An 18,951-nucleotide genomic window follows, 5' to 3' on the forward strand; every position below is an offset into this window, starting at 1 on the left:
TGGACGGCGACGAAGGAGCCCCAGTGATCGACGACACCCTCCTCGAGGTCGAGGAGAAGATGGACAAGGCCGTCGAGGTCGCCAAGGAGGACCTCGCCGCCATCCGCACCGGTCGGGCCAACCCCGCGATGTTCTCCAAGATCATGGTGGAGTACTACGGGTCCATGACGCCGCTGCAGCAGCTCGCGTCGGTGCAGGCCCCGGAGGCGCGCACGGTGCTCGTCAGCCCCTTCGACCGCAGCATCCTCGGGTCGGTGGAGCGGGCGCTGCGTGACTCCGACCTCGGCGTCAACCCGAGCAACGACGGCAACGTGATCCGCCTCCAGCTCCCCGAGCTCACGCAGGAGCGCCGGCGCGACTACGTGAAGCTCGCCCGCACGAAGGGCGAGGACGGCAAGATCACCGTCCGCGGGCTCCGTCGGCGCGCCAAGGAGGAGCTCGACCGCATCGGGCGCGACGGCGAGGCCGGCGAGGACGAGGTCGGGCGCGCCGAGAAGGAGCTCGAGCGCCTGACGAAGGTCCACGTGGACGCCATCGACGACATGCTCAAGCGCAAGGAGACCGACCTCCTCGACGTCTGAGCCGACCGCGCCGCCGCCCCGCCGGGCGGCGGCACCCGGACCGTCCTCCGCCGTGACGGCGACGACGGGCAGGACACCGAGGAGGAGACGTGGCGAGCGACGCCCGTCCACCGGGGCAGGCCCCGCCGGCACCGGCTGCCGGCGGCCCGCACCCCCAGGGCCCCGGCCCCGCAGCGCCGACCCGGCAGCACCTGGCCGACCCCGGGGTCGACCCCGGCACCGCACCGCGGCGCCGCAGCGCCGGCCGCGACCTGCCGGCCGCCATCGCCGTCGGGATGGGCCTGGGCCTCGTCACGCTGGCCTCGCTCCTGCTGCTCAAGGACGTCTTCGTCGTCCTCGTCGTCGCCGCGGTCGTGGTGGGCAGCGCGGAGCTCAGCGCCGCGCTGGCCCAGCGGCACCTGGCCGTGCCCCGCACGCCCGTGGTCGTCGGCGGGGTGCTGCTGGTGGTGGCCGCGCACGTCCTCGGGCCGGCCGCCGCGGTGGTGGTCCACGGGCTGACGTGCGTCGCCGTGGTCGTCTGGCGGGTCGCCGAGGGCCGCGACGGCGCCGTGCGCGACGTGGCCGCCGGGCTGCTCGTGCTCTCGTGGCTGCCGCTGCTCGCGACGTTCGCGGTGCTCATGCTCGGCGAGGCCGACGGCGCGCAGCGCGTCATCGTGTTCGTCGCCGCGGTCATCTCCAGCGACATCGGGGGGTACGCCGCCGGCGTGATGCTCGGCCGCCACCCGCTCGCCCCGTCCGTCAGCCCCAAGAAGTCGTGGGAGGGACTGGCCGGCTCGGTCCTGCTCTCGCTCGTCGTCGGCGCCGCTCTCGTCGTGCTGCTGCTCGACGGGCCGTGGTGGGCCGGCGTGCTGCTGGGCGCCCTCGTCGGGCTCACGGCCACCTTCGGCGACCTCGCGGAGTCGATGCTCAAGCGAGACCTCGGCATCAAGGACATGGGCAGCACGCTGCCCGGGCACGGCGGCCTCATGGACCGGCTCGACTCCCTGCTCGTCACCGCGCCGGTGGCGTGGCTCGTCCTGGCGCTCCTGGTGCCGGTCGCATGAGCCCGGCCGAGCCCGGCCCGGGAGCGACCCCGGACGCCGGGGCGGCGGCGGGAGGGGGCGCCGGGTCGCCGTCGCTCCCGGACGACCTCGCCGTCCACCTCGTCCGGCACGGCCGGCCCCTGGTGGACCCCTCGCGGCCGCCGTCGACGTGGAGCCTGGACCCCGAGCACCTCGACGGCGTCCGGACGCTGCGCGCCAGCGGCGCGCTGCCGCTCGGCGCGCGGTGGGTGAGCTCGGCGGAGCCGAAGGCGCGGGAGACGGCCGCCGTGCTGACGGACTCGCCCGTCGCCGTGGACGGCGCCCTGGGGGAGCAGGCGCGGCCCGCCGGCTGGCTGGACGACTACGCGGTGCGCATCCACCGCTCGCTCGTCGCGCAGGAGTCCCCGGCGGCCCCGGGGTGGGAGACCGCGGCGAGCACCCGGGCGAGGGTCGTCGACGCCGTCCACCGCCAGGCCGAGAGCGCCGCCCAGGAGGGCGCCACCGACCTCGTGCTCGTCGGGCACGGCACCGCGTGGACCCTCCTGGTGTCCGCGCTGACCGGGCGCCCCGTCGACCTCTACGCCTGGGAGCGGCTGCAGCTCCCCGACACCTGCTCGCTCGCAGGGGGCGAGCTCGTGCGGCGCTGGGGGTCCTGGCGCAGCTGAGGCGCCGCGGGCGGGCCCCAGCGGTCCGGTGCCGCCGCGCCCCCCGTCAGACCTCCCGTCCCGACGGCGTCCGGGCCGGGACCGCGGTCACACCTGGGCCAGCACGACGAGCGCCGCGAGCGCGACCGCGACGAGCGCCGAGAGGGCGCGGGTCCGGGGGCGGAGCCGTCCGCGCCGGTCGGCCGCCAGACGGGGCAGGGACGGCGCCGCGAGCACACCGCCCACGGCGACGAAGGCGGTGGCGGCGGCGGCCAGTCCCCAGAGGGCGACGGGCACGAGGTGCCACGGGGCCATGATCGCCAGGAGGGCGAGGGCGAGGACTGCGGTGGCGCCCTGCTCGAGGGCCTGCCAGCGGTCGCGCAGCAGGGGCAGCGCTCGCCTCGGCTCGGAGTCGAGCAGCGCTCGCACCGTCCCGAGCCCCGGCAGCAGGCACCAGACGACGAAGAGCCCAGCCGGGAGCGCGGCCACGAGGAGATCAGGCACGGGTCGCCCCCTGCAGGAGGAGCTCGACCGCGGCGGCGTCGACCGACCGGTCGGTCGACGCGAGGACGACGACGGCGCGCCCCCGCTGGCGGTCCAGGCCGACAAAGGTGCGGGAGCCTGCTGTCCCGCCGTTGTGCCACGTGACGACGTGCTCGCCCCCGTCGCCAGCGGTCTCGGACGAGACGATCCAGTGCAGCCCGATCTCCCGGTCCTCGCTGTGCTCGGTGACGGGCTCGAGCGCGCGTGCGCCGGGTGCGCTGGCCTCCAGCAGCGCCGTGGCCAGGCGCGCCAGGTCCTCCGCGGTGGACCACGGTCCGACGCCGGCGGGGGCCCAGCCGGCGGCCGTCCACGGCTCCACCTCCGAGCCGTTGGCCCGCACCGGCTCGGCGCCCTCGACCGGCACCTCGGCGGGGGTCGTGGCCACGGAGGTGGAGGTCATCCCCACGGGGTCCAGCACCCGCTCGGCGAGCAGGTCGGGCCACGGCCGCCCGGCGCGCTCGGCGAGGGCCTGCCCGAGCACGGCCGCGCCGAGGTTGGAGTACTCCGGCTCCGCGCCTCCCGGTGCGCCGGCGCCGGCGGCGTCCTCGAGCAGGTCGGCCGGAGCACCGGAGTAGGGGTCGCCGCCGCTGTAGCGGCTCATCAGGGCGGGGAGCAGCGCGCTGCGCGGCAGCCGAGGCAGGCCCGAGCGGTGCGTCGCCAGCTCCTGGAGCGTCGCCTCGCCGTCCGCGGCCAGCGGGGAGCCCGGCACGAGGTCGCCCACGCGCTCGTCGAGCCGCACCTCCCCGCGATCGACCATGTCGGCGAGCAGCAGTCCGTCGAGCGCCTTCGCCACGGACCCCGTCTCGAAGGGAGTGCCCGGGTCCACGGGCGGGCTGCCGGCCCCGGCCGTCGTGCCGACCGCGGCCAGGCGCACCTGCTCCGGAGGCGGCGCGGTGGTGTCGACGACGGCGACGGAGAGCGCGCGGACTCCCTCGGGCCCCAGCGCCTCCACGGCCCGGGCGGCGAGATCGGCGTCCCCGGTCACGGGGGCGTCGGCGAGCGTGGGAGGTGCCGGGCCGACGAGGGCGGTCGCGCCGACCCCCAGCAGAACGGAGACGCCCACGGCCAGGGCGAGGCGAGGACGAGGTCGCACGGTTCCTCCGGCGGTGGTGGGGACGGGGACGGCGCGGTCAGCGCCGGCCGCGCCCGAGGACGGTCGGTCGGGTGCGCGCGCGGGCGCGCTCGTGGACGGCCCCGGGCTGGACCGCTGTCGGGCGGCAGCCGGCCGAGGTCCGGGCGACGAGCCGCGCCCCGCCCGCCCGGTCACCGTCCACGGTCGTGAGCCTGTCGAGCGCAGGGCGTGACGTCCACAGGTGAGCGGGTCCGTCCTGCAGGAGAGGGCGTGGACGCCCCCCGTGCCGTGCGACCCTGGGGGGGCCATGCCTCCTGCACCTGGTCAGCTGACCTTCTCCGCCCCGCGCCGCGGCAAGCCGCCGCGCCACCTCGCCGACCTCACGACGGAGGAGCGCGCCGCCGCCGTCGCCGAGCTGGGCCTGCCCGCCTTCCGGGCGAAGCAGCTGTCGACGCACTACTTCGAGCGGCTCGTCACCGACCCCGCGCAGATGACCGACCTGCCGGCCGCGCGCCGCCAGGACGTCGTCGACGCGCTGCTGCCGACGCTGCTCACGCCGGTGCGCGAGATGAACGCCGACGGCGGCGCCACCCGCAAGATGCTCTGGCGCCTGTTCGACGGCGCGCTCGTCGAGAGCGTGCTCATGAAGTACACGGGCCGCGTGACCCTGTGCCTGTCCAGCCAGGCGGGCTGCGGCATGAACTGCCCCTTCTGCGCGACCGGCCAGGCGGGCCTCACGCGCAACCTCTCGACGGCGGAGATCGTCGAGCAGGTCGTGGCCGCGGCGCGCTCGCTCGCGGCCGAGGCCGGCGACGCCGGGCCCGACGGCGTCGAGCGGGCGCTGCGCGTCAGCAACGTCGTCTTCATGGGCATGGGCGAGGCGCTGGCCAACTACAAGGCCGCCATCGCCGCCGTCCGGCGGATGGTCTCCCCGGCGCCCGAGGGCCTGGGCATGTCCGCCCGCGGCATCACGATGTCGACGGTCGGGCTGGTCCCGGCCATCGACAAGCTCGCCGCGGAGGGCATCCCCATGACGCTGGCGCTGAGCCTGCACGCGCCGGACGACGAGCTGCGGGACGAGCTCGTGCCGATCAACACGCGCTGGAACGTCGGCGAGGCGCTGGACGCCGCCCGTCGCTACTACGAGGCCACGGGGCGCCGGGTCTCGATCGAGTACGCGCTCATCCGCGACGTCAACGACCAGGCGTGGCGCGCGGACAAGCTCGGCACCGAGCTCAACCGCCGCGGCCGGGGCTGGGTGCACGTCAACCCCATCCCGCTCAACCCCACCCCGGGCTCGCGCTGGACGGCGTCGGACCCCCAGGTGGAGCGCACCTTCGTCGAGCGCCTGCGCGCCCACGGGATCCCCACGACGGTCCGCGACACGCGCGGTCGGGACATCGACGGCGCCTGCGGGCAGCTGGCGGCCTCCGACCTGCAGCAGCCGCTGGCAGGGACCCCGTCCACCGCGACGGGCCCGGCGCCGGTCGAGCTGGGTCTGCCGGCCCCCGCCGCGGCGGACTGACCACCGGCCCACCGCGCCCGGACCACCGCAGCAGGCCTTCCGCGTCCGGCCCTCGGCGTCTGGCAGAGTCCCGGCGCGTGAGCACCTTCCCCCGGGTCGGCCGGCTGTCGCGGGGCTACGCCACCGGCCAGGTCGACACCTTCTTCGCCGAGGCGCGCCAGGCCTACGAGCGGCGCGGGGGCCGCGTGCCCGCCGGCGCCGACGGCGAGCGCGCCGGCGAGGGCCCGCCGTCGACCGGTCTGCCCGCCGCCCGGGGTGACGCGCCGCTGGACCTCACCGCCCAGGAGGTGCGCGCGGCGTCCTTCGACCTGGCGCGCCACGGCTACGCCGTCGACGCCGTCGACGGCGCGCTCGCCCGCCTGGAGGACGCCGTCGCGCGGCACGAGCGCGAGGTCGCCGTGGCGCGCGGCGGTCGCGACGCCTTCCTGGGCGACCTGGCCGCGCGCGCCGGGCTCGTCACCGGTCGGGTGCGGCGACCGGACGGCGCGCGCTTCTCCCGCGCCCGCGGGCTGCACCGCGGCTACGACGTCGGCGAGGTGGACGCCCTCTGCCACCGGCTGCGCGCGTACTTCGACGAGGGCGCGGCGCTGGCCGTCGACGACGTGCGGGGCGCGCTCTTCCGCAGCCGCCGCGGTCGCCGCGCCTACTGCGAGGCGCCCGTCGACGCCCTCCTCGCCCGCGCCGTCGAGGTGATGGTCACCGCGCCGGACTGACGTCCGCGAGACCGACCTCGTCGAGGAACTCTGCGCTCGCGCGGGAGATCTCGGCCCGGGCGGTGCTGCGGTCGACCGTCGGGACGCCGTCGCCCGGCTGGGACCCGTAGTCGCCGAAGAAGGCGTGCACGGCGCCCTCGACGACGACGAAGGAGGTCTCGGCGGGCAGGTCGTCGGCGGACGCCCGGACGTCGGCGGGCGTCGTGAGCCCGTCCTGCGACGCCGAGACCGACAGGACCGCGGCGTCGAGGGACGCGCTCACGTCGCCGGCCGGGTAGGAGCCCCACAGCAGGAGGCCGACCGTCGGGGCGCGGCCGTCCTCGTCGGGGCCGTCGCCGTCGGCCTCGAGGGCGGCGACCGTCCCGCCGAGGGAGTGCCCGCCGACGACCCACCGGGCGACGTCCGGGTGCGCGTCCTTCGCGCGGTCCAGGGCGCCGAGAGCCAGGAAGGCGATGCCGAGCGGCTGCTTCGGCACGACGACGAGGTGGCCGTCCTCGGCGAGGGGGCGCAGCACGGCGGCGTAGGCGCGCGCCTCGACCCTGGCGCCCGGCTGCAGGACCAGGCCCGTCCCGCTGGTGCCGCCGGGGTGACCGGTCGGGGCGAGCACGAGCGCGGTCGGCGTCTCGGTCACCGTCACGGCGGCGTCGGAAGCCGTGGCCGAGAGCGCCGGCTCGACGGCGGAGGAGGGGCGCAGCCACCCGAGCAGGGCGACCCAGCCCAGGGCGCCCACGACCATGACGACGCCGGCAGCCCGCCGCCACCCGCGAGGCGCTTTCGCGGGCCGCCGGCCCCCCACGGCGAGGGCGACCCGGACGAGGACCGTGCCGGCGACCAGCAGCGTGAGGGCGAGCAGCACGGCGTGCAGCGGGTGCCCGTGCACGACGGCCCCGGGCTCGGTCGCGAGCACCCAGGCGGCGACGAGGACGGCGGCGGCAGCGGTCGCCCCCGCGACCCAGCGGTGCCAGGTGGCACCGGGCCACGACGACGCGCGTTCCTGCGCCTCGTCGACCGGCCCCCGGGACGACCTCGCGGCGAGCGGCGGGCGGCTGGTCACGAGGGCTCCGGCACCCGGCCCAGGACCCGGTCGACGGCGATGGCCAGGACCACGCGGCGCGGGTTCTCCCGGGGCACCCGGTACCGCTCGGCGTAGCGCCGCTCGCCCTCGCGGACGGCGTCGGGCTCCTCGAGCACCTGCACCGGGCCCTCGAGGGTGAGCCACCGGCCGCCGTCCACCTGGCAGACCGCCGCCCGCCCGCCGCGGCGCGCCAGGCGCGCCTTCACCGAGTCCCCGGACGTGATGACGCGCGCGAGCCCCGCCCCGTCGTCCCAGGTGAAGCCGACCGGCACGACGTGGGGGCTGCCGTCGCGGCGCAGCGACGTCAGCGTCGCCAGGTGCCGCTCGGCGAGGAAGGCGAGTGCCTGCTCGGGCAGGCGGCGGGGGTCCAGGCCGGAGGGGGTGCTCACGCCCGCGAGCCTGCCACCCGGTCTGCGCGGGCCGCGCGGGTCCGGCGGCGGGCAGCCGGCCGTCTGGGCGAGGATGGCGGCCATGACGACGCAGGGGTCCGACGGCGGAGCGACGCGGGGGACGGCGCGCACCGGGGTGGCCTCGGGCGGGGCCTGGGAGGCGGCGCACCGCGAGTCGCTGGAGGACCCGGAGGCCTTCTGGATGCGGGCCGCGCGCGACGTCCGCTGGATCCGGCGCCCGACGTCCGCCCTCGACCCGGCCGCCGACGCCGCCGAGGGGTCGGCGCTGCCGCGCTGGTTCCGCGGCGCGACCCTCAGCACGGCCTTCAACTGCCTCGACCGCCACGTCATCGCGGGCCGGGGGGAGCAGCCGGCGCTCGTGCACCACTCGGCGTACACGGGGGAGCGGTTGACGCTCACCTACGCCGAGCTGCTCGACCACTCCGCCCGCCTCGCCGGGACCCTGCGGGAGCTCGGCGTCGGCAAGGGCGACCGCGTCGTCGTCTACCTGCCGATGGTCCCCGAGGCCGTCGTCGCGATGCTGGCCTGCGCCCGCATCGGCGCGGTCCACTCCGTCGTCTTCGGGGGCTTCGCGGCGGCCGAGCTCGCCGCGCGCATCGACGACGCGCAGCCGGTCGTCGTCCTCACCGCCTCGTGCGGCCTGGAGCCGACGCGCGTCGTGGAGTACATGCCGCTGCTCGAGGCGGCCCTGGCGCGCGCCGAGCACGCACCCGCCCACTGCGTCGTGCTGCAGCGGCCGCAGGCCCGGGCCGAGCTCGTGCCCGGCCGGGACCTGGACTGGCGCGAGGCCACGCGCCCGGGGGCCGCGCCGCCGGCCGAGTGCGTCGAGGTGGCCGCCACCGACCCCCTCTACGTGCTCCACACCTCGGGGACGACGGGGCGGCCCAAGGGCGTCGTGCGCGACCACGGCGGCCACGCGGTCGCGCTGACGTGGTCGGTGCCGAACCTCTTCGGCCTCGAGCCCGGGGACGTGGTCCTGACGGCCAGCGACGTCGGCTGGGTCGTCGGCCACTCCTACATCGTCTACGGACCCCTGCTCGCCGGGTGCACGACCGTCCTCTACGAGGGCAAGCCCGTGGGGACGCCCGACGCGGGGGCGCTGTGGCGCGCCGTCGCCGAGCACGGCGCCTCGGTGCTGCTCACCGCGCCGACGGCCGTCCGGGCGATCCGCGCCCAGGACCCCGACCTGGCGCTCGCCGCCGAGCACGACCTGTCCAGCCTGCAGGCGCTCTACCTGGCGGGGGAGCGGCTCGACCCGGACACCTGGGCGTGGGCGGGCGAGCACCTGGGCGTCCCGGTCGTCGACAACTGGTGGCAGACGGAGACCGGCTGGCCCATCGCCTGCTCCCCGCGCGGGCTCCAGGAGCTGCCGCTCAGGCCGGGCTCGCCGTCGGTGCCCTCGCCCGGCTACGACGTCCGCGTCCTCGACTCCGCGGGCCAGGAGGTGCCGCCCGGGGTCGAGGGGGCGCTCTGCCTCACGCTGCCGCTGCCGCCGGGGACCCTCGCCGGGGTCTGGGGCGGGGACGAGGTGCTGCGGGCCTCCTCGCTGGACGCCCACCCGGGCTACTACGTCACCGGGGACGGCGGCTTCGTCGACGACGACGGCTACGTCCACGTGCTCGGGCGCACCGACGACGTCATCAGCGTGGCCGGGCACCGGCTGTCCGCGGGCCAGCTCGAGGCCGCCGTGGTCGGGCACCCCGACGTCGCCGAGTGCGCCGTCATCGGCGTCGCAGACCCCCTCAAGGGGCAGGAGCCGCGGGCGCTCGTCGTGCTCGCGGGCGGGACGACGACCTCGCCGCAGGACGTGGCCGCGCAGGTCGTCCAGCGGGTGCGCGAGGAGGTCGGCCCGTTCGCCGCCCTGCGCAGGGTCGACGTCGTCGCCGCCCTGCCGAAGACGCGCTCCGGGAAGCTCCTGCGCAAGACGCTGCGCGAGATCGCCGACGGCGTCGACGCGGTGGTACCCAGCACCATCGAGGACCGCTCGGTGCTCGAGGACCTGCGCCCGGTGCTGCGGGGCTGAGCCCGGGGGCCTGCGGCGGTCGCCGGGGCGGGACGTCGACGGACGATGTCACCGATCTCTGTCACGGCAGACGCTGCTGGAAGGGAGCGCTCCCGCCCGCTCGGTGCCATCCTCCGAGCACGACGGGGAGCACCCCGGCAGTCGGAGACGGACAGAGCGGGGCACGACATGGCGGCAGGCGACGGCAGGGCCACCTCGGGCGCGGGGCTCGGGGGCGGGGGGACCGCGGCGGGCAGGGCCCCCGCGCGCACCCAGCGGTGGGGCGTGCTGGTCGGTGCGCTGGTGGGCCTCGTCTTCGGGCTCGTCTTCTTCAGCGGTGACGGCCGCTCGCTGCTCGTGACCGGCGCCCTCTGCGTCCTGTTCGCGATCGTCGGGGCGGCGATCGGCCACTACGCCGTGCGCGGGCGCGAGCGGTCCTAGCGGTGCGGAGCCGGCGGCCGGGACCGACCGCGGGCGCCGGCTCGCCCGAGCACGCCAGCGGCGGCGCCGGGCGGGTGGGGGCCGGAGGGCCTCCCGCAGGGTGCCGTGCTTGACGCGGTGGTCGTGGGGTCGGGTCCGAACGGGCTGGCCGCCGCGCTGGTCCTGGCCCGGGCCGGGCTCGACGTGGAGGTGCTGGAGGCCGCCCCGACGGCCGGTGGAAGCGCTCGGACCGCGGAGCTGACCCTCCCGGGCTTCCTCCACGACCGGGGCTCGGCGGTGCACCCGATGGCGCTCGCCTCGCCGTTCCTGGCGAGCGTCGACCTGGCGGGCCTGGGCGCGGAGCTGCTCCAGCCGGAGGTCGCCTACGCCCACCCCCTCGACGGGGGGAGAGCCGCACTGGCCGTGCGCGACCTCGAGTCGACCGCGGAGGGCCTGGGGACGGACGGAGCGGCGTGGCTCCGGGTGTTCCGGCCGCTCGTCGAGCGGTGGCGGGGCGTCGTCGCGCTCGCCCTGGGGGACATGCGCAGCACACCTCCTGACCTCGCCGCCGCGTGGCGCTTCGGCCTCGCGGTGCTGGAGCAGGCAGGCCCTGCGCGCGGGGTCCGGTTCCGCGGAGAGGCAGCACGGGGCCTTCTCGCCGGAGTCGCGGCGCACGCCGCCGCGAGGCCGCGCGGCGTGGGGCCCGCCGGCGTGGCCGTCCTGCTCGCCGCCCTGGCGCACGCGGTCGGGTGGCCCGTCCCGCGCGGGGGCTCCCAGACGATCTCGGACGCTCTCGTGGGAGAGCTGCTCCAGCGGGGAGGGCGACTGCTCGTCGACACCCGGGTCGAGCGCCTGGAGGAGCTGCCCGCCGCGCGCGCCGTCCTGCTCGACGTCAGCCCCCGGGGACTGCTCAGCATCGCCGGCCCGCGGCTCCCCTGGTCCTACGCCGCTTGGCTGCGCCGCTACCGGTACCGGGCGGGCGCGGCTCCCGTCCACTTCGCTCTCAGCGGGCCGGTGCCGTGGAGCGCCGCGGGCGTGGGAGCCGCGGGGACCGTCCACCTCGGAGGACCCCGCGAGCAGGTGGACGCCGCCGAGGGGGAGGTCGCGGTCGGTCGCCACGCCGACCGACCGTTCGTCCTGGTCTCCCAGCCGTCCGTGGTCGACCCCGGCCGCGCCCCCTCCGGCTCCCACGTCCTGTGGACCTACGCGCACGTCCCGCTGGGCTCTCCCGTGGACGTCTCCGCGCGGGTGCAGGCGCAGGTGGAGCGCTTCGCGCCGGGGTTCGGCGACCTGGTCCTGGCCCGCACGTCGATCTCGGCCGCGCAGCTGGAGCGCGAGAACGCCAACCTGGTCGGCGGGGACGTGACCGCGGGCGCGGCCACCCCCTGGCAGCTGCTCTTCCGCCCGGTGCCCCGCTGGGACCCCTACCGGACGCCGGTCGAGGGCGTGTACCTGTGCTCGGCCGCCACCTCGCCGGGACCGGGCGTGCACGGCATGAGCGGCGTGCACGCCGCGCGCCGGGTGCTGCGGCAGCGGTTCGGCATCCGGGTCGGGCTCGACGGCGGGCGGCGCTAGGCGTGCTGCCCGGGGACGTCGCGTCGACCTGGTGGTGGGTGGGACCCCGCCGGCGGATGGCGCAGGGGGTCGGTGGTGACCGAACCGGTGGGGGAGGCGGGCCGCGCGTCGCGTCGACCGGCGTCACCCTCGGTGTGACGGGCGGTGACCGGTCCGCCGCGATGGTGCGGTGGAGGCGATCCTCCTCGCCGTCGGTCCGCGGCCGGTCGGGGAGTCTCCTCAACCGCGATGCCGAGGTCGGCGCACGCGGCCGCCCCGGCCGGAGCCCTGCGGGCTGAGCCGTCGCCGGGCAGCACCCGCTCGACGAGGCCCCGCGGGCAGCGGACCGGGGACGCCCGCGCCGGACCCCGGCGGCGGTGAGCGCGGTCTCGCCGGCCGAGATCTCGGCGTGGGGACCCCCGGACGTGGTCGTCAGTGACGGACTGCAGGAGAGCGGTGCCCGTCCGGGCCCCGTGGTGCTCGGTCCGGACCTCGTCGGGGGTGGCGGCGCGGTCGCGGTGGCCCGGGGCGCTCAGAGGTGCTCGCCCGGTGGGCACGACGCGCTCGCACGCCCAGGTCGCGCTCACGTGACCGACGTCCCCGGGCGGTGCAGCTACCGGGGTCCGGACACCGGCCCGGCCGCGGCGCCCCGGACGCCCGCGGAGGACGGCGGGCGCGGGCCCGCCCGGCGCCGCGGAGCAGCCGTCAGCCCGTCCACGGCGTCGCCGCCGGCGAGGGGCTCGTGCGGTGCCCGCCGCCCTCCGGCCGGGAGGTGCCCCAGGCCCGGACCGCGGACCTCGGGGAGCGCGGCGACCGCTGCCCGCTGAGCGGGCGCCACCACGGCCCCACCGGCGACGACCCACGGCAGGGGCGCCACCCCGGCGAGGAGGGCCTCGTCGGACGCGTGGCGCCGGATCGCCAGGACCATGGTGGTGGCGACGACCTCCTGGACCCCGCTGCGTCGGTCACCTCCCGCCGGCACGTGGGTGTCGATCCACCCCAGCACCTCCTTGGCCAGCGGGGAGAGCCCCTCCAGCAGCCGGCACAGGACGGCGGTCGCCGTCGTCTGGTCCGCGCCCAGCTCGACGAGGCGGGAGACGGCGCGCAGGGCCTCGGGTTCGAGGACCTCCCAGCAGCCGTCGACGCCGGCCCGCAAGACGCCGATGCGCTGCAGCACGTCGACGGCCGCCGGGCTGGTCACGTCGAGGCGCTCGAGGAGCCGCTGCTCGGGGGAGGCGTCCTCCGCAACGACGTCGGCCGCCGGGTCCCCCAGCGTCACCTGGATGGCCGCGAGGTTGAACCCGCGCCGCTGCATGAGCTGGATGGCCCGGATCCGCTCGACGTGCGCGGCGCTGTACCGGGCGCACCGGTTGTGTCGGCTCGGCGGGGACAGGAGGCCGCGCGCCTGGTAGGCGCGCACGTTGCGCACCGACATGCCGACCAGCGCTGCGACCTCGGCGACCGTGTAGCCGTCGCAGCCGTCGGGGTCCAGCGGGCCGTCGACGACCGCGTCCAGCACTGGTGGCAGCCGGGTCGGGGCGTCCGGGCGGGCGGCGCGGGCCGGGGACCGGCGACCCCCGGACGACGGTGGTCCGGTCCCTCGCTCGCGACCAGCCCCGCCAGCGCCTGTCGACACGCTCACGCGTCCCCCCGCCGCCGGTCGCAGCCCGACCGGCCGTGTTCGTCAGCCGCACCCCCGGCTTCCTGTCCGCAACGTACTCAGAAGGGGACCAAACGATCAAGAGATCACGAGATGGAGGAACGGTGGCGCGGTCCGCCGTGCCGGGGGGGGGCGGTGCGACACGGCGGTGGCCGAGCGGCGGCTCCGCTCGGTGGCACACCGGCGGCCCCGGGCCCGACGGTGACACCGACCGCTGGCACGCCAGTGCCGCAACCGCCGGCTCTCGTGGCATCGCGCCCGGGCTCTGGTCACCGACTCGCGGCTGCTGTTGCGTGAGCCGGACCCGGGCACCAGCCAGGTGCGGGGTGACGGGCCGGGCGGTGGCGTCGGCGAGGGGTCCGCGCCACGGGTCGCAGGAGCAGAAGAGGAGCGCACGTGGTGGTCCAGGACCAGTCCACGCGGTACGGCGCCCAGTACGCCGGCGTCTACGACCTGATCTTCCAGCGGGACGCGGCTGCCGAGGAGACCGCGGACATGCTCTTCCGGCTCGCCGGCGGCGGTCGCCCGACGGTCGTCGAACTCGGCGTCGGCACCGGCCGGATCGCGCTCCCGCTCGCTCGTCGGGGCGCCCGGGTCATCGGCGTCGACACCTCTCGGGAGCTCCTGGGGCTGGCCCGAGAGGCCGCTGAGCTGGACCAGCTCCCCGTCCAGCTGGTGCTCGCGGACATGCGCTCGTGGACCGCGGAGGTCCGGGCCGACCTCACGTACTGCGTGTGCGCCACGATCTCCATGCTCGCGACGGCGGCCGAGCAACTGCGCACCCTCGGGCGAGCCGTGGCGTCGACGCGTCCCGGGGCCCACGTCGTCGTGGAGACGCACAACCCCGCGTACGTCGCCGCGCTCCACGCCGACCGCGAGTCGGTCGACGTCCCCGTGCCGGTGAGCGGGCTGGTCGAGGGCATGGTCATGCACAGCCGAGCCCCCTCGCCCGATGGCCTCTGGCAGGTCACGAGCTCCTGGAGCGATGGATCGGAGCGTCTCTCGGCCGAGGAGTTCAGCCGGCTCACGACCCCTGATGACCTGGAGGCCCTCGCCCTCGAGGTGGGCCTGGTGCCCGTAGCCCGGTCGGGGGACTTCCGCGGCGGGCCGGTCGAGCCGACGAGCGCCACCTACGTCAGCACCTTCCGAGTGGGAGAGGACATCCGATGAGGACCACGTCGGCGGGCGAGCGCTCGAGGACGAGCAGGCGCGCGCTGCGGCGCGCCCGCGACGGGACGGCACCGCGCACAGGTCTGCAGGCGCTGCGACAGCTGCTGGTGCACGTGCGGCCGGTGCGGGCGGTCCTGCTCGCCGGGCTCCTGCTGCTGGTCGTCTCGACGCTCGTGGCCCTGGTGCAGCCGCTGGCGGCCCAGGCGATCCTCGACGGGCTCACGGCCGGGGGGGAGCTGAGAGGGCCCGTGCTCCTCCTCGTCGCGGTGGTGCTGCTGTCCGCCGTGACGCAGGGCTTCGGGAACTACCTGGTCCTGCGCGGTGCCGAAGACGTGGTCCTCGGCTCGCGCCGGCGTCTCGTGTCCCAGATCTTCGACCTGTCCCTGGGCGGCATGCGCGGTCAGTCACCAGGGGATCTCATGTCGCGCGTGACGTCGGACACGGCGCTCATACGCCAGGTCTGCGTGTCCTCGATGGTGCAGTTCGTCACGGGGTCGGTGGCCCTGGTCGGCGCCGTCGTGCTCATGCTGACGCTCGACGTCGTGCTCCTCGCCGTGACGGTCGCCGTCGTGCTCGTCCCCGCCGGGCTGCTGGGCGTGATCATGCCGCGCGTGCGACGAGCGGCGCGCGAGACGCAGGAGGCCGTCGGGCGGATGGGCAGCGAGCTCGAGCGCGTGCTCGGGGCCTTCACGACGCTGAAGGCGTCCGCAGCCGAGGACGAGGAGGACGAGCGCTTCCGGGCGACCAGCCGGCGCGCCCGCGACGCCGGCGTGCGGTCGTCGCTGTGGACGGCGCTCGCCGCCATGACCTCGGCACTGTCCGTCCAGGCGGCCTTCCTCGTGGTGCTGGGCGTCGGCGCGCTCCGCGTCCAGTCGGGGGCCATGACCGTCCCCGTCCTCATCGCCTTCCTGCTGTACGCCATGCAGCTGTCCGCACCGGTCGTGCAGCTGACCGCGGCGGTCTCGTCCTTCCAGACGGGGCGCGCTGCGCTCGAGCGCGTCGCCGAGGTCGAGAGCATGGAGCGGGAGATGGACGTCGAGGACTTCCGCCCGGCCGACGGCGGCGCCGTCGCCGAGCTCCCCGTCGCCGAGCGCGCGCCGGGCTCGCTCGCGGCCCTCGGCCCCATCTCCTGGAGTCCCGCGGCGGAGCTGCACGACGTGACCTTCCGCTACCCGGACGCCGAGGAGCCAGCGCTGCGAGACCTGTCGGTCACCATCCCCGAGCGCGGCACGACGGGCGTCGTCGGACCCTCCGGCTCGGGGAAGTCGAGCATCCTCCGGCTGCTCAAGGGGTTCTTCCCGGTCGAGGCCGGGCAGGTCGTCGTCGGGGGCAGGGACCTCGTCGAGTGGGACCTCACGGAGCTGCGCCAGCACACCGCCTACGTCGAGCAGGAGACGCCCGTCCTCGCCGGGTCGCTGCGCGACAACCTCGAGTACGGCCTCGAGGACGTCGACGACGAGCGGCTGCGGGCCGTCCTCGTCACCGTCCGCCTCCACGAGCGGTTCGCCGCTCCGGGCGCGCTGGACGCCGAGCTCGGCCACCGCGGGGCCTCGCTGTCCGGCGGGGAGCGGCAGCGCATCGCCATCGCCCGCGCCATCCTGCGCGAGCCGAGGCTCCTCCTCCTCGACGAGGCGACGTCGCAGCTGGACGCCCGCACGGAGGCGGTGATGCGCGACGTCGTGGCCGACCTCGCCCGGCACATGTCGGTCGTCGTGGTCGCGCACCGCCTCTCGACGGTGGTCGACGCCGAGCAGATCGTCGTGCTGGAGGCCGGCCGGCAGCGAGCGGTCGGCCGCCACCAGGAGCTCGTGGAGCGCGACGAGGTCTACCGGCGGCTCGTGCAGGAGCAGACGCTCCCGGCGAGCGCGGGGCCCTCGCTCCTGGGGCCGCCCCCGCCCGCACCACCGGGTTCCACCGCCACCGCCACATCCGTCCCCTCGTCCGTGGAGGCCCCGTGATCCCTGTCCGAGCGCTGTCGTCCCTGGTGCGTGCGGCGACGGCACCCCCGGGCGCGACCCGCGGCGGCGCCCTCGCCGCGACCGAGCGCATCTCCGCCGTCACCCATCTGCTCATCAGCAGCGAGCACCTCGCCCGGCCCGGTCTGCGCCAGGCGTCCGGGCTCAACGACTGGTCGCTGTCCGGCCTCGGGCTCGAGCAGCGGTCACCGCTGCTGGCAAGGGTGATGCGCGTCGTCGCGGACGACCGGGTCACCACGCTGCTCAGCGCCGCCCGGGCCGCCTCCGCGCTCGTGCTGCTGAGCCCCGTCCGCGACCCGAGGCTGCGGTGCGGCGCGGACGCGGTCGCCGCCGGCGCAGCGGTCCTGCTCCACCCCCGTCTGCGCTACGGCACCGACGGGTCCGACCAGGTGAGCGTCCTGGTGCAGGTGGCAGCCGCGACCGCGCGCGCGGCAGGGGCTCGCACCAGGGTCGTCGACGCGGCCCTGTGGGGCGTGGCCCTGCAGGCGACCCTCTCCTACGCGGCGTCGGGCTGGGTGAAGCTGGCGGGCGCGTCGTGGCGCAGCGGCGAAGCCCTGCCGGGGGTCATGCGCACGGCGACCTACGGCAACCCGGACGTCTGGCGGCTGGCGCGGTCGTACCCCGCCGTCGCGCGCGTCCTGGGCGCCGGCATGCTCGCCCTGGAGTGCACCTTCCCCCTGGCGTACGTGGCCGGCGGGCGCCTCGCCCGCCCCTACGTGGCGTCCGCCGCGTGCTTCCACCTGACCGTCGCGCGCATCATGGGGCTCGGGCGCTTCGTCCCCTCGTTCCTGTCCATGCACCCGGCGGTCCTCTACACCGCCCGGCGCCGGTCGGGCACCGGTTCGCCGGTCGACCCCCGCCGCGACGACGCCGTCCCGGTCGCCGCGGCGGTGGCGGTGGCCGCTGTCGCCGCGCGCGGCCTGGCGGTCCGCCTCGCGGACGAGCGGCTGCTGGACCGTCCGCGTCCCGGCGAGCAGCGGTTCACCACCCGCAGCGGCAACGAGCTCCGGTACGTGGAGCAGGGGCCGACGGGGACGGAGGTCGTCTTCATCCTCGAGAACGGCATGGCGTCGACCACGGAGCACTGGTCCTGGGTGGTCGACGACCTGCGGCGCGACCACGCCGTCGTCACCTACGACCGGGCCGGTTACGGGGCCTCGTCCTGGCGCTGCGGCACCGTCCGCTCGCTGGCGGGCATCGCCGACGAGTCGCGCCAGCTGGTCGAGCACGTCGCCCGGGGCCGACGCGTCGTCCTGGTGGGCCATTCCCTCGGTGGCTACCTGATGATGCTGGCGTCCCGGGGCGTGGCCGCCGACGTCGTCGGACTGGGTCTGGTGGACACCAGCCACCCCGACGAGCTGGTGCTGTCCGAGAAGCAGGCCCGTGGCGCGCGACACCTCGACGAGGTGCTCCCGGTCATGGCGCACTCCCTGGACCTGGGATGGGGCGCACTCCTGCGACCACCGGACTTCCTTAACCGGCTCCCGGCGGCCGCGCGGCGCCGGGCCGTGGCCCAGTACCGCACCAGCCGTCTGTGGCGGGCCGGGCGCCGCGAGTGGGCGGCGACCCGGGTCGAGTTCGAGGTCTCCCCTGGCCTGCCCCCGCTGACCGCACCGGTGCAGGTGGTCAGCGCGGCGAGGACGGTCGCGACCGACGGCGTGCAGGAGGACCTCTACCGGCGCATCCTCGCTGCCGCGCCGGCCGGCGGCTTCCACGTCGTGCCCGGCTGCGACCACGACAGCATCCTCAGCGACCGCACTGCCGCGCGTCAGGTCGCGGAGGTCCTCCGGGCGTCGGTGGCGGGGCACGTGCGGGCGTGCCTCCAGGAGGTGCCGGCATGAGCGCTGCGTCGGTCCTCGGCCGGGGCGCCGAGGTCGTGGTCCCGGTGGCCGTGGCCGGGTGGTGCGCCGTCACCGTCGTCAGCCAGCACCCGAACCGGGCCTTCGACCGGTTCCGCGGTGGCGTCCTCACGAGCGCCCTGCTCCCGAACTGGCGGTTCTTCGCGCCGGAGCCCGCGATGCACGACTTCCGGCTGCTGCACCGGTGCCTCCGGGAGGACGGCACGCAGACCACGTGGGAGGACACCCACGACATCGCCCCGAGGACGTGGCAGAACGCCTTCTGGTTCCCCGAGCGCCGTCGCGACAAGGCCCTCATCGACCTGTGCAACGAGTTGCTCACGCACGTCCAGCAGATGAGCGCCGAGGACCTCCCGGGCACGATCGCCTACCAGCTGCTCCGACGTTTCGTCGCCCGCGAGGTGCGGGCGCGCGAGGCGCTGCAACCCGGCGGGGCGCCGGTCGTGGGGCTCCAGTTCCTCGTGGTCCGCGACGCCGGGCACGACGAGGAGCCCGACCCCGAGTACCTGCTGGTCTCCCGGTTCGAGGAGATCGCCGCCACCGCCCCGGGCTCCGCGGCAGCGAGGACCCGCGTCGCCGAGCGGGCGTCGTCGCCCGCCGGGCCGGTACCGCGCACGACGTCCCGACCGCGGTCCGCCGCGGCGGGGACCACCAGCTCGGCCACGGACGAGCGGCGCGCCGGTGGCGCCCGGCCGTCCCGGGTCGTCACCGCGTGAGGGGCGCCA

Annotated in this window: 17 protein-coding genes; 12 read left to right on the forward strand and 5 right to left on the reverse strand. The window is 76.8% G+C overall.

Annotated elements, in window-relative coordinates; genetic code table 11:
* Positions 1–23: 23 nt before the first annotated feature.
* The 3 genes from frr (at position 24) to Q0848_RS01915 (ending at position 2,268) form a co-directional block, all read left to right on the forward strand.
* Positions 24–581 (forward strand): ribosome recycling factor, encoded by a 558-nt coding sequence (gene frr, locus Q0848_RS01905; RefSeq protein ID WP_299034006.1) that lies wholly within the window; start codon positions 24–26, stop codon positions 579–581.
* Between the two features lie 89 nt (positions 582–670).
* A complete protein-coding gene (locus Q0848_RS01910) occupies positions 671–1,624 on the forward strand; it encodes a phosphatidate cytidylyltransferase (protein ID WP_299034009.1) in 954 nt (317 codons plus the stop codon).
* Complete coding sequence (locus Q0848_RS01915; protein WP_299034012.1) at positions 1,621–2,268, forward strand: histidine phosphatase family protein; 648 nt, start codon at positions 1,621–1,623, stop codon at positions 2,266–2,268. Before Q0848_RS01910 ends, Q0848_RS01915 begins: the two co-directional genes overlap by 4 nt.
* A gap of 87 nt (positions 2,269–2,355) precedes the next feature.
* Here Q0848_RS01915 and Q0848_RS01920 read toward each other — a convergent pair whose 3' ends face one another.
* Complete coding sequence (locus Q0848_RS01920) at positions 2,356–2,751, reverse strand: hypothetical protein (protein ID WP_299034014.1); 396 nt, start codon at positions 2,749–2,751, stop codon at positions 2,356–2,358.
* Positions 2,744–3,853 carry a serine hydrolase gene (locus tag Q0848_RS01925; protein ID WP_299034017.1) on the reverse strand — a complete coding sequence of 370 codons (1,110 nt, stop codon included), beginning with the start codon at positions 3,851–3,853 and terminating at the stop codon, positions 2,744–2,746. Before Q0848_RS01925 ends, Q0848_RS01920 begins: the two co-directional genes overlap by 8 nt.
* 316 nt (positions 3,854–4,169) lie before the next feature.
* Here Q0848_RS01925 and rlmN point away from each other — a divergent pair, with 316 nt between their 5' ends.
* Entirely contained in the window at positions 4,170–5,387 is a 1,218-nt protein-coding gene (gene rlmN / locus Q0848_RS01930) for a 23S rRNA (adenine(2503)-C(2))-methyltransferase RlmN (RefSeq protein ID WP_299034019.1), read from the forward strand.
* Between the two features lie 77 nt (positions 5,388–5,464).
* The gene (locus Q0848_RS01935) at positions 5,465–6,100 is read left to right on the forward strand and encodes a DivIVA domain-containing protein (protein WP_299034021.1); all 636 of its coding nucleotides are present in this window, start codon (positions 5,465–5,467) and stop codon (positions 6,098–6,100) included.
* Here Q0848_RS01935 and Q0848_RS01940 read toward each other — a convergent pair.
* Both Q0848_RS01940 and Q0848_RS01945 read right to left on the reverse strand, forming a co-directional pair.
* On the reverse strand, positions 6,084–7,154 hold the full coding sequence (locus Q0848_RS01940; RefSeq protein WP_299034023.1) for an alpha/beta hydrolase: 1,071 nt from the start codon (positions 7,152–7,154) through the stop codon (positions 6,084–6,086). The genes Q0848_RS01935 and Q0848_RS01940 overlap by 17 nt on opposite strands.
* A complete protein-coding gene (locus tag Q0848_RS01945) occupies positions 7,151–7,564 on the reverse strand; it encodes a PPOX class F420-dependent oxidoreductase (RefSeq protein WP_299034026.1) in 414 nt (137 codons plus the stop codon). Before Q0848_RS01945 ends, Q0848_RS01940 begins: the two co-directional genes overlap by 4 nt.
* Positions 7,565–7,646: 82 nt before the next feature.
* On the opposite strand from Q0848_RS01945, the gene Q0848_RS01950 reads away from it, so the two are divergent.
* The 3 genes from Q0848_RS01950 to Q0848_RS01960 all read left to right on the forward strand — a co-directional run bounded on the left by Q0848_RS01950 (position 7,647) and on the right by Q0848_RS01960 (position 11,582).
* Positions 7,647–9,608 (forward strand): AMP-binding protein, encoded by a 1,962-nt coding sequence (locus Q0848_RS01950; protein ID WP_299034029.1) that lies wholly within the window; start codon positions 7,647–7,649, stop codon positions 9,606–9,608.
* Positions 9,609–9,776: 168 nt separating this feature from the next.
* Positions 9,777–10,028, forward strand: coding sequence for a hypothetical protein (locus tag Q0848_RS01955; RefSeq protein ID WP_299034032.1), 252 nt, complete (start codon positions 9,777–9,779; stop codon positions 10,026–10,028).
* Positions 10,029–10,133: 105 nt separating this feature from the next.
* Positions 10,134–11,582, forward strand: coding sequence for an NAD(P)/FAD-dependent oxidoreductase (locus Q0848_RS01960; RefSeq protein ID WP_299034035.1), 1,449 nt, complete (start codon positions 10,134–10,136; stop codon positions 11,580–11,582).
* Positions 11,583–12,174: 592 nt separating this feature from the next.
* Here Q0848_RS01960 and Q0848_RS01965 read toward each other — a convergent pair.
* Positions 12,175–13,080, reverse strand: coding sequence for a MerR family transcriptional regulator (locus tag Q0848_RS01965; protein WP_299034038.1), 906 nt, complete (start codon positions 13,078–13,080; stop codon positions 12,175–12,177).
* 537 nt (positions 13,081–13,617) lie between these two features.
* Here Q0848_RS01965 and Q0848_RS01970 point away from each other — a divergent pair.
* From Q0848_RS01970 to Q0848_RS01985, 4 genes are read left to right on the forward strand one after another with little or no spacing between them, the layout of a single operon-like run.
* Entirely contained in the window at positions 13,618–14,391 is a 774-nt protein-coding gene (locus tag Q0848_RS01970; protein ID WP_299034041.1) for a bifunctional 2-polyprenyl-6-hydroxyphenol methylase/3-demethylubiquinol 3-O-methyltransferase UbiG, read from the forward strand.
* Positions 14,388–16,349: an ABC transporter ATP-binding protein gene (locus Q0848_RS01975; protein ID WP_299034044.1), complete on the forward strand. Its 1,962-nt coding sequence runs from the start codon at positions 14,388–14,390 to the stop codon at positions 16,347–16,349. The genes Q0848_RS01970 and Q0848_RS01975 overlap by 4 nt, the downstream gene beginning before the upstream one ends.
* Positions 16,346–18,208, forward strand: coding sequence for an alpha/beta fold hydrolase (locus tag Q0848_RS01980; RefSeq protein WP_299034047.1), 1,863 nt, complete (start codon positions 16,346–16,348; stop codon positions 18,206–18,208). The genes Q0848_RS01975 and Q0848_RS01980 overlap by 4 nt, the downstream gene beginning before the upstream one ends.
* Positions 18,205–18,942: a hypothetical protein gene (locus tag Q0848_RS01985; protein WP_299034050.1), complete on the forward strand. Its 738-nt coding sequence runs from the start codon at positions 18,205–18,207 to the stop codon at positions 18,940–18,942. Before Q0848_RS01980 ends, Q0848_RS01985 begins: the two co-directional genes overlap by 4 nt.
* The last annotated feature ends 9 nt before the right edge of the window (positions 18,943–18,951 follow it).

The organism is uncultured Pseudokineococcus sp. (assembly GCF_947495735.1).
Taxonomy (GTDB): Bacteria; Actinomycetota; Actinomycetes; order Actinomycetales; family Quadrisphaeraceae; genus Pseudokineococcus.

Coding starts and splice junctions, on each gene's coding strand:
- Q0848_RS01915 (WP_299034012.1), top strand. CDS start 1,621: ATGAGCCCGGCCGAGCCCGGCCCGGGAGCGACCCCGGACGCCGGGGCG.
- rlmN (WP_299034019.1), top strand. CDS start 4,170: ATGCCTCCTGCACCTGGTCAGCTGACCTTCTCCGCCCCGCGCCGCGGC.
- Q0848_RS01950 (WP_299034029.1), top strand. CDS start 7,647: ATGACGACGCAGGGGTCCGACGGCGGAGCGACGCGGGGGACGGCGCGC.
- Q0848_RS01955 (WP_299034032.1), top strand. CDS start 9,777: ATGGCGGCAGGCGACGGCAGGGCCACCTCGGGCGCGGGGCTCGGGGGC.
- Q0848_RS01975 (WP_299034044.1), top strand. CDS start 14,388: ATGAGGACCACGTCGGCGGGCGAGCGCTCGAGGACGAGCAGGCGCGCG.
- Q0848_RS01985 (WP_299034050.1), top strand. CDS start 18,205: ATGAGCGCTGCGTCGGTCCTCGGCCGGGGCGCCGAGGTCGTGGTCCCG.